At 68.9% G+C, this 9,803-nt stretch carries 9 protein-coding genes and 2 pseudogenes; 5 read left to right on the plus strand and 6 right to left on the minus strand.

All coding sequences use genetic code 11. The features are described from left to right. A pseudogene (locus tag FUT87_RS29215) lies at positions 1–260 on the minus strand (hypothetical protein); the annotation flags it as partial. A 291-nt stretch (positions 261–551) separates the two neighbouring features. On the opposite strand from FUT87_RS29215, the gene FUT87_RS29220 reads away from it, so the two are divergent. Further along, positions 552–926 carry a response regulator gene (locus FUT87_RS29220; RefSeq protein ID WP_186830513.1) on the plus strand — a complete coding sequence of 125 codons (375 nt, stop codon included), beginning with the start codon at positions 552–554 and terminating at the stop codon, positions 924–926. Positions 927–1,248: 322 nt separating this feature from the next. Here FUT87_RS29220 and FUT87_RS22775 read toward each other — a convergent pair whose 3' ends face one another. The 3 genes from FUT87_RS22775 to FUT87_RS29225 are packed head-to-tail and all read right to left on the minus strand — an operon-like array spanning position 1,249 to position 4,473. Continuing rightward, on the minus strand, positions 1,249–2,589 hold the full coding sequence (locus FUT87_RS22775; RefSeq protein ID WP_091723698.1) for a sigma-54 dependent transcriptional regulator: 1,341 nt from the start codon (positions 2,587–2,589) through the stop codon (positions 1,249–1,251). Next, positions 2,582–3,295 (minus strand): sensor histidine kinase, encoded by a 714-nt coding sequence (locus FUT87_RS22780; RefSeq protein ID WP_186830713.1) that lies wholly within the window; start codon positions 3,293–3,295, stop codon positions 2,582–2,584. The genes FUT87_RS22775 and FUT87_RS22780 overlap by 8 nt, the downstream gene beginning before the upstream one ends. Then, a complete protein-coding gene (locus tag FUT87_RS29225) occupies positions 3,244–4,473 on the minus strand; it encodes a hypothetical protein (RefSeq protein ID WP_186830714.1) in 1,230 nt (409 codons plus the stop codon). The genes FUT87_RS22780 and FUT87_RS29225 overlap by 52 nt, the downstream gene beginning before the upstream one ends. Positions 4,474–4,756: 283 nt before the next feature. Between FUT87_RS29225 and FUT87_RS22790 the strand changes: the two genes are divergently transcribed. From FUT87_RS22790 to FUT87_RS22805, 4 genes and pseudogenes are all read left to right on the plus strand, one after another. Further along, positions 4,757–5,680 carry a branched-chain amino acid ABC transporter permease gene (locus tag FUT87_RS22790; RefSeq protein WP_091723702.1) on the plus strand — a complete coding sequence of 308 codons (924 nt, stop codon included), beginning with the start codon at positions 4,757–4,759 and terminating at the stop codon, positions 5,678–5,680. 10 nt (positions 5,681–5,690) lie between these two features. Continuing rightward, positions 5,691–6,814: pseudogene (locus tag FUT87_RS22795) on the plus strand (ABC transporter permease subunit). Positions 6,815–6,836: 22 nt separating this feature from the next. Beyond that, complete coding sequence (locus FUT87_RS22800) at positions 6,837–7,628, plus strand: ABC transporter ATP-binding protein (RefSeq protein ID WP_147242486.1); 792 nt, start codon at positions 6,837–6,839, stop codon at positions 7,626–7,628. A gap of 24 nt (positions 7,629–7,652) precedes the next feature. After that, positions 7,653–8,369: an ABC transporter ATP-binding protein gene (locus FUT87_RS22805; RefSeq protein ID WP_147242487.1), complete on the plus strand. Its 717-nt coding sequence runs from the start codon at positions 7,653–7,655 to the stop codon at positions 8,367–8,369. A gap of 164 nt (positions 8,370–8,533) precedes the next feature. On the opposite strand, the gene FUT87_RS22810 is transcribed toward FUT87_RS22805, so the two are convergent. Continuing rightward, positions 8,534–9,025, minus strand: coding sequence for a GNAT family N-acetyltransferase (locus FUT87_RS22810; RefSeq protein WP_186830715.1), 492 nt, complete (start codon positions 9,023–9,025; stop codon positions 8,534–8,536). A gap of 168 nt (positions 9,026–9,193) precedes the next feature. Then, positions 9,194–9,803: alpha/beta fold hydrolase (locus tag FUT87_RS22815; RefSeq protein ID WP_147242489.1), on the minus strand; the 610-nt coding region annotated here is incomplete at its 5' end.

Here is a 9,803-nt window from a genome sequence, read left to right on the forward strand (position 1 = left end):
GCGGCCAGGTCGTGCGCGGCGAACGGGGCGCGCCGGCGCGCGTCGAACCACGGCCGCAGCGGCTCGGGCAGCGCGTGGCGCACGCGCTGTTCCCAGAGCTGAAGGAATTCATGGAAGCCGCGCAGGATCCGACCGTAGCGTGCGAGCGGCATCGGCGCCTCGAGCCGGAGCAGCGCCTCGATCTCGTCGTGCAGGGGGGCGGTGCAGCGGCGCAGGCGGGGCAGCAACTCGGGGGAAATGGAGGCGTCGATCGTCGTCATGGAACTCGGCGGGCGGTCGGGCGCGCGGACGGCGGGGCGGCGCAAGGGCCGGCCCCGATCGCCAAGGCGCGGATTATGGTCAGAAAGGCGCAGGGCAAAGATCCGTCCCGACCCGGGGTGGAATCGCCGTCCCCCCATTCCGGTGGCAGCCTGAAGCGTCGTTCGTTCCTCGTCGCGCCTAGGACGGCGAGGGCACGGGAATTGCCATCAGAGGGCCATGCCTGCCCGTTGGGCGCCGCTGGTGCGCATGTACGGGATCTTCTCCATGGACCTCTTACCGCAGGGTTTGCCATGCAACCGTACGCCGTCATCGTCGACGACAGCCTCGAATCCAGCGAGACGCTGGCCATCCTTCTGGAGCTGGAGGGCTACACCGCCGCCACCGCCGCGACCCTGGCCGAGGCGCGCGCCCGCATTGCCGCGCGGCGGCCGGACGCGTTGATCCTGGACCGGGCACTGCCGGACGGGCAGGGCATGGACTTCGTCAGCGAGGCGCTCAGCGGTGGTCCGATGACGATCGTCATGCTCACCGGTACCTCGGATCCAGGCGATGCCGCCGAGGCGATCCGGCGCGGCGCCAGCGCCTACCTGGTCAAGCCCGCCACCATCCAGCAGCTCAAGGCGGTGCTGGACGAGGCGCAGCAGGGCGTGCGTCAGGCTGCCTGAACCTGGCGCGACGCCGTCTGGGAAGGCCTCGGTGCGGGGCCGTCGCAGGACGGTGACGTGTCGGGGTATGGGGGAGGGGTTTTCGCGGCCTGCCGGGAAAATCTCTCCCCCATGCTGGCGCAGAGAGATGGCAGGAAGGGAGCGCTTCAACAAGCACCGAGCGCCGTGGGGAGTGAGAAGACCCTCACCCCTCCCTCTCCCGCAGCAAGCGGGAGAGGGTGAAACTCCCCCCGTCCTCTCGCACGCACAAGGGGCACATTCATCCCCTCGCCCCCAGAGGGGGAGAGGGTTAGGGTGAGGGGGTTCCCCCTCGTTCGACGTGTCAACGGAAATCGTCGAGCTGGATCCCGTGCCGGTGCAGCTTGTCGTACAGCGTCTTGCGCGGCGTTCCCAGCAATTCCATCGCCGCCGGCACCTTGCCGCCGGAGCGGCGCAGCGCCTGCTCGATCAGCGCCTTCTCGACCATCTCCATCTGGCGCGCCAGCGCCAGGTTGGGCACCGCCTGGATCGCGGCGGTGGAGTCCAGGTCGTCCAGCGCGAGCACGAAGCGGTCGGCCGCGTTGCGGATCTCCCGCACGTTGCCGGGCCAGTCGTGGGCCATCAGCTCGCGCAGCTTGTCCGGCGTGAGCTCGGGCGCCTCGCGCTCATAGCGCTTGCAGGCCTGCGCGACGAAGTGCTCGAACAGCAGCGGGATGTCCTCGCGGCGCTCGCGCAGCGGCGGCAGCACCAGCGTGGCGATGTTGAGCCGGTAGTAGAGGTCGCTGCGGAACTGCCCGCGCTCGCCCATTTCCTTGAGGTCGGCCTTGCTCGCGGCGATGAAGCGCACGTTGATGACCTGTTCCTCGTTGGAGCCCAGCCGCTCGACGCGGCGCTCCTGCAGCACGCGCAGCAGCTTGATCTGCAGCGGCACCGGCATGGTCTCGATCTCGTCGAGCAGCAGGGTGCCGCCGTTGGCATGCTCGATCTTGCCGATGCGGCGCTTGCCCGCCGAGGTGAACGCGCCCGACTCGTGGCCGAAGAGCTCGCTCTCGAACAGCGCCTCGGGCAGGCCGCCGCAGTTGATGGCGACGAAGTGCCGGTCGCGGCGCGGGCTCTGGTCGTGCAGGCAGCGCGCGACCAGTTCCTTGCCGGTGCCGGTCTCGCCCAGGATCATCACGTCGGCCGATGTGGAGGCCAGGTTCAGCACCTGGCGCCGCAGCTGTTGCATCGCCGGGGACTTGCCCAGCAGCGCCGCCTCGATGCCGCTGGCGGCCGAGAGCTGCGCGCGCAGTTCGTCCGCGGAGTGGCGCAGCATGCGCAGGTCCAGTGCGCGGCGCGCGGTGTCCAGCAGCCGCTCCGGCGCGAAGGGCTTCTCGATGAAGTCGTACGCGCCGTTGCGCATCGCCTGCACGGCCATGTTCACGTCGCCGTGCGCGGTGATCAGGATCACCGGGATCTGGGGATCGGTCGCCTGGACGTGCGCCAGCAGCGCGCGGCCATCCATGCCGGGCAGCCGCACGTCGGTGATCACGATCACCTGCGCGCCGGGCTGCACGTGCGGCAGCGCCTCCTCGGCCGAGCGGCAGGGCACGACGCTCAGCCCCTCGAGCTCCAGCGTCTGGGTCAGGCTGACCCGCACCGGCAGGTCGTCCTCGACGAACACGACCTTGTAGCCCTCAAACATACTGACCCTCCTCGGCCTGCCAGGTGTCGACCTCCAGGTCGAATTCGAAAATCATGCCCTGGTCCAGCCGGTGCGCCCGCAGCGCGCCGCCGAACTCGTGGACGATCTTGGACGAGATCACCAGTCCCAGCCCCAGGCCTTCGCCGGCGGGCTTGGTGGTGAAGAACGGCTCGAACAGCCGCGGCAGCAGCGCCTCGCTCAAGCCCGGCCCGCTGTCCTGCACCTGCACGAGCACGCGCCGGCCTTCGTCCGCCGGCACCGCCGCCACGCGCAGCCGGCGCGGGTCCTCGGGGCCGTCGGGCGGCGGCTCCGACGCGATCGCGTCGATGCCGTTGCCCAGCAGGTTCACCAGCACCTGCTCGAGCCGGTTGGACTCGGCGCTGACGCGCAGCCCCGGCGGCACGTCGACCTCCACCGCCAGGTCCAGCGCGCGGGTGCGGTGTTCCAGCAGCAGCCGCGCGTTGTTCACGCAGGCCAGCAGCGACACGGCCGTGCGCGCCGGCTCCGCCTTGCGGGCGAAGCTCTTGAGCTGGCGGGTGATTTGTCCCATGCGCTCGACCATGTCGTCCATCGTCTGCAGATTGTCCGCGACCGCTTGCAGGCGGCCGGCCTCCAGCAGCCGTTGCGAATTCCGTGCCAGCGCGCGCAAGGCCGTCAGCGGCTGGTTGACCTCATGCGACAAACCGGCCGACATCTGCCCCAGCACCGCGAGTTTGCTGGTCTGCAGCAGCTCGCCCTCGGCCTGTCTGCGCTGGGCGATCTGATCGAGCAGCTCCTCGTTGATCTGGCGGAGTTCCGCCGTGCGTTCGTCGACGATTCTTTCCAGCTGCGCATGCGCGTTCTGCAATTCGGTCTTGGCCTGGAAGAGTTGTCGCAGCGCGCGCCGGCGCGACGCGAGGTACAGCAGCAGCATCCCGATCGCCGCGCCGAAGGCCGCGCCGCTCCAGGCGCCAGCCGCGCCTGGCGCCGCACCTCGGACAGGTCGGACAGCGCCAGCAGCCGCAGGCCCAGCGGCAACAGCTGGCGCTCCTGCGCCAGCAGCGTCGTGCTGGCCGGCGCCGGCGCGCGCACCAGCAGGCTGTTGTAGGCCTCCAGCGCGCCGGGCAGGCCCAGGTCCGGACCAACGCGCGGATAACGCGCGCTGGCCTGCAGCCGGTCGCGCTCGGACGCGTCGGCGCGGTTGAGCACCGCGTAGCGCCATTCCTCCACCGAGCTCATGATCACCACGCCCTGGTCGTCGGAGACCAGGATGCGCTCCCCCTGCGAGCGCAGGCCCAGGTCGACCCAGGTCGATTCCAGCGGCGCCAGGTTGAGCTTGACGACGATCACGCCCTGCAGCTGCTGGTGGCGGCGCAGCGGATGCAGCAGGAAGAAATTGGTCGAGCCGCTCAGCCCCGCCTGGCCGGCGTCGGAGGCGAAGAAGTGGTGGCGGTCCTGCTCGATGGCCTGCTGCAGGCGCAGCGGCGGGGTCAGCGGCTCGCTGGAGGCGAGCACGCGGCCCTCGGGATCGGCGACGAAGATCTGCGTCGTGCCCGCGCGCACGTTGACCCGCGCCAGCGCCAGGCTGGCCGACTTGCGCAGGGCCTCGTCGTCGGGATGCTCGACCAGCCGGGTGACGTCGCCGTCGATGGCCAGCAGGCTGGGCAGGTAGGCATGGCGGCCCAGCTCGGTCTGCAGGTTGGACGCGTAGAGCTCCAGCCGCTCGGTGGCCAGGGCGCTGAGCTGGTCGAGGCTGGCGCGCTCGCTGAGGCGGTGGCCCAGCAGCAGCCCCAGCAGCATCAGCACGCCGGTCAGGTAGAGGTAGAAGGTCGGCCGGCCCAGGAAGTACGCCAGCCGCTGGCGGGCGGAGGAGGTGACGAAGGAGGAAGTGACGACCGGTTCCATGGGAGACGAAAAATCGTCGTCCAGTGTGCCCAAGTTGGCGCGCGCCTTGCACCCGGCGCACCGGCTTTTTTGCGACTGGCGAGGATTCGCCCGGCTGGCTAGGCGGTTTGTGCGGATTTCCGCACTTCGTTGCGTCGCCGAGACTGGGGAGACATGCCCGGCGGGTGCGCATGGTGGCGCCCGCGTCGGTGAATACCCTTGAAACGGACGGATTGGCACGCGGGTTGCACCCGCAAGCGCCGTCACGCGGCGCGAGCCGTGTCCAACAACATGCTGGGGCCTTATGGAGATACTTTTTCAGCAGATCATCAACGGGCTGGTGCTCGGGAGCATGTATGCCCTCGTCGCACTGGGCTACACGATGGTTTACGGGATCATCAACCTCATCAACTTCGCGCACGGCGAGGTGCTGATGGCAGGCGCCCTGGTGAGCTGGACCGTCGTCACGGCGCTGGCTGGCCTGGGCCTGCCGGGCTGGCTGCTGATGATCATCGCGCTGGCTTGCGCGATCGTCGTCTGCACGCTGCTCAACTTCGCGATCGAGAAGATCGCCTACCGGCCGCTGCGCAACGCCCCCAGACTCGCGCCGCTGATCACCGCCATGGGCATGTCGCTGCTGCTGCAGACGCTGGCCATGATCATCTGGAAGCCGAACCCCAAGCCCTTCCCGCAGCTGCTGCCCACCGACCCGATCCAGATCGGCGGCGCGGTGATCACGGTGACGCAGGTGCTGATCCTGGTCACCACGGTCGTGATCCTGGGCGGCCTGCTGTTCCTGGTGAACCACACCAAGATGGGACGCGCGATGCGCGCCACCGCCGAGAACCCGCGCGTGGCCGCGCTGATGGGCGTCAAGCCTGACGCGGTCATCTCGCTGACCTTCATCATCGGCGCCGCGCTGGCCGCGGTGGCCGGCCTGATGTGGGCCGCCAACTACGGCACCGTGCAGCACTCGATGGGCTTCATGCCCGGCCTGAAGGCCTTCACCGCCGCGGTGCTGGGCGGCATCGGCAACCTCGCCGGCGCGATGGTCGGCGGCGTGCTGCTGGGCCTGATCGAGGCCATCGGCGCCGGTTACCTCGGCGACCTGACCGGCGGCGTGCTGGGCAGCCATTACGCCGACATCTTCGCCTTCATCGCGCTGATCCTGGTGCTGACGCTGCGTCCGTCGGGCCTGCTGGGCGAACGCGTCGCCGATCGCGCCTGAGGAGCCTCACATGCACAACAAATCCAAGCTGATCACCTTCCTGGTCGCCGGCGTGCTGCTGCTGGTGCTGCCGCTGTTCGCGCAGTCCTTCGGCAACGGCCCGGTGCGCATCATCGACCTGGCGCTGCTGTACGTGCTGCTGGCGCTGGGCCTGAACATCGTCGTCGGCTACGCCGGCCTGCTGGACCTGGGCTACGTCGCGTTCTACGCGGTGGGCGCATATCTCTTCGCGCTGCTCAACAGCCCGCACCTGGCGGAGAACTTCGAGCACATCGCCGCCGCCTTCCCCAACGGGCTGCACCTGCCGCTGCTGCTGGCCATCGCGCTGGCGGCGCTGCTGGCGGGGCTGTTCGGCGTGCTGCTGGGCGCGCCGACGCTGAAGCTGCGCGGCGACTACCTGGCCATCGTGACGCTGGGCTTCGGCGAGATCATCCGCGTGTTCCTGAACAACATGGAATACCCGCTGAACATCACCAACGGCCCGCGCGGCATCGGCCAGATCGACGGCGTCCACTTCCTGGGCTTCGAGTTCAGCCAGAACCACACCTTCTTCGGGATCGAGGTCAACTCGGTGTCGATGTACTACTACCTGTTCCTGGCGCTGGTGATCGCGTCGGTGGTGATCTGCTACCGGCTCGAGAACTCCCGCATCGGCCGCGCCTGGATGGCCATCCGCGAGGACGAGATCGCCGCCAAGGCCATGGGCATCAACACCCGCAACATGAAGCTGCTGGCCTTCGGCATGGGCGCGACCTTCGGCGGCGTGGCCGGCTCGATGTTCGGCGCCTTCCAGGGCTTCGTCTCGCCGGAGTCGTTCAGCCTGCAGGAGTCGGTGATGATCGTGGCCATGGTCGTGCTGGGCGGCATCGGCCACATCCCGGGCGTGATCCTGGGCGCGCTGCTGCTGGCGGCGCTGCCGGAAGTGCTGCGCTACGTCGCCGGTCCGCTGCAGGAGATGACCGACGCCGCCTGGACGCGGCCATCCTGCGCCAGCTGCTGATCGCGCTGGCGATGATCGTGATCATGCTCATGCGTCCGCGCGGCCTGTGGCCGTCGCCCGAGCACGGCAAGTCGCGGCCGCTGCCGCCCGGGGCGCAGCCGCCCGCGAACGCCGGCAGCGCCATCAACGCCTGATCCGTGCCAGGAGCCAGAAAGAATGACTGAAACCGTACTGAAAGTGGCCGGCGCGTCCAAGCGCTTCGGCGGCCTGCAGGCGCTGTCGGATGTGGGCATCGAGATCAAGAAGGGCCAGGTCTATGGCCTGATCGGTCCCAACGGCGCCGGCAAGACGACCTTCTTCAATGTGATCACCGGCCTGTACGTGCCCGATGGCGGCACCTTCGAGCTGGGCGGCCAGGCCTACAAGCCGCAGGCTGTGCACCAGGTGGCCAAGACCGGCATCGCGCGCACCTTCCAGAACATCCGGCTGTTCGCCGAGATGACCGCGCTGGAGAACGTGATGGTGGGCCGCCATGTGCGCACCCATTCGGGCCTGATGGGCGCCGTGTTCCGCACGCCCGGCTTCAAGAAGGAAGAGGCCGAGATCACCGCCCGCGCCCGCGAACTGCTGGCCTATGTCGGCATCGAGCGGCATGCCGACTTCAAGGCCCGCACGCTGTCCTACGGCGACCAGCGCCGGCTGGAGATCGCGCGCGCGCTGGCGACCGATCCCAAGCTGATCGCGCTGGACGAGCCCGCCGCCGGCATGAACGCGACCGAGAAGGTGGTGCTGCGCGAGCTGATCGACCGCATCCGCAACGACGGCCGCACCATCCTGCTGATCGAGCACGACGTGAAGCTGGTGATGGGCCTGTGCGACCACGTGTCGGTGCTGGACTACGGCAAGCTCATCGCCTCCGGCACGCCGGCGGAGGTGCAGCGCAACCCCAAGGTGATCGAGGCCTACCTCGGCGCCCACGCGGCGCAAGAAGCCCAGGCGGCCCCCTGATCCCGACCTACGGAAATCGAAAAGATGGCAGACAACATCCTCCTCCAGGTCGAGGGCCTCAAGGTGGCCTACGGCGGCATCCAGGCAGTCAAGGGCGTGGACTTCGACGTGCGCGAGGGCGAGCTCGTCTCGCTGATCGGCGCCAACGGCGCAGGCAAGACGACGACGCTCAAGGCGGTCACCGGGCTGCAGCCGGTGGCCGTGGGCGACATCAAGTTCCTGGGCCGCTCGATCAAGGGCCAGGGCGCCTGGAACCTGGCCAAGCAGGGCCTGGTGATGGTGCCGGAAGGCCGTGGCACGTTCACGCGCATGACCATCACCGAGAACCTGCAGATGGGCGCGTTCATCCGCAACGACAACGAGATCCAGGCCGACATCGAGAAAGTCTTCGGCCTGTTCCCTCGCTTGAAGGAGCGCCGCGCGCAGCTTGCCGGCACCATGTCCGGCGGCGAGCAGCAGATGCTGGCGATGGGCCGCGCGCTGATGGCGCGCCCCAAGCTGCTGCTGCTGGACGAGCCGTCGATGGGCCTGTCGCCGATCATGGTCGACAAGATCTTCGAGGTCGTGAACGACATCCACCAGCAGGGCGTGACGGTGCTGCTGGTCGAGCAGAACGCCAGCCGCGCGCTGGAACTGGCCACCCGCGGCTACGTGATGGAGTCGGGCGCGATCACGATGAAGGGCGACGGCAAGGCGCTGCTGAACGATCCGAAGGTGCGCGCGGCCTACCTCGGCGAGTGAGCGACCTCGCGACGGGACCCACCCGTCGCCGCCAACGACACAGGGCCCCGCTGGGGCCCTGATTCATTGGTGGTCAGCGCGCGCGGCTCAGGCCTCGCCCGGGCGGTCGCGCGGCACCATCTCGAGGTAGTCCGCGATGCGGCCGCCATCCAGCGGCTTGACCATCACCCGCAGCGAGTTGACGCGCTGGCCCATGCTGATGCCATCGCGCCGGCGCACCTCGGCAAAGCCCTGGCGCTCCCAGAAGCGTTCCGCGCGTCGTTGCCGACGACCACCCCCAGCCGCACCCAAGCAGCGCCGCGGCGCCGCATCCAGCGTTCGAGTTCAGCGTAGATCTCGCGCGCGGCCGGCGAGCCATGCAATTCGGTGGCGACGATGAACAGTCCCACCAGCCAGACCCGCGGCGCCATCAGGTCGGACACCAGCGATGCCATGGCGACCAGTTCGCCCTGGTCGTCCGCATAACCCAGCAAGCGCTTGGCGCTGAAGCTCCATCCTTCGGGGGGAAGGTCGCGGATTTCCTCGCGGGCCTCGTCCGGACGGGGTGGGGCGCCGTTGACCTGCTCGAAGTAGAGGGGGTTCCGTTCATAGAACCGCTGCAGCAGGTCCTCGTCGCTGGCCTGGAGTTCGAGCACGTGAACGCGGGGCAGCGACAAGGAGGGGGGAAGGGGGATCGGCATCGGCGAGGTCCACGAGCCGCGCCTCGCGGCGCCGTCCATCGGAAAGATCACCGAGCGTACCAAACGTCACGCCAGCCGAAATCCCGCGTGGCCCTTCCCCCGAAGGTGGGGGAAGGGCAGCGGCGGGTCACGCCGCGTCGAGGATCACTGGCGGATGAAGGCCAGCAGGTCGGCGTTGACGCGCTCCTTGTGCGTGTCGGTCAGGCCATGCGGCGCGCCGGGGTAGACGATCAGCTTCGCGCCCTTGATCAGCTTGGCCGACGCGCGGCCGGAGATGTCGATCGGCACGATCTGATCGTCGTCGCCATGGATGACCAGCGTGGGCTTGTCGAACTTCTTCAGGTCCTCGGTGAAGTCGGTCTCGGAGAACGCCTTGATCGAGTCATAGGTGTTCTTGTGGCCGCCTTGCATGCCCTGGAACCACCAGTTGTCGATCAGGCCCTGCGAGACCTTGGCGCCGGGGCGGTTGAAGCCGTAGAACGGGCCGCTGGGGATGTCCTTGTAGAGCTGCGAGCGGTTGGCCAGCTGCGCGGCGCGGATGCCGTCGAAGACCTCCTTGGGCACGCCGTTGGGATTCTTGTCGGACTTGACCATGATCGGCGGCACGGCCGACACCAGCACGGCCTTGGCCACGCGCGCCGTGCCGTGGCGGCCGATGTAGCGGGCGACCTCGCCGCCGCCGGTGGAGAAGCCGACCAGCACCGCGTTCTTCAGGTCCAGCGTCTCGATCACGGCGGCCAGGTCGTCGGCGTAG

The organism is Mitsuaria sp. TWR114, assembly GCF_007997345.1.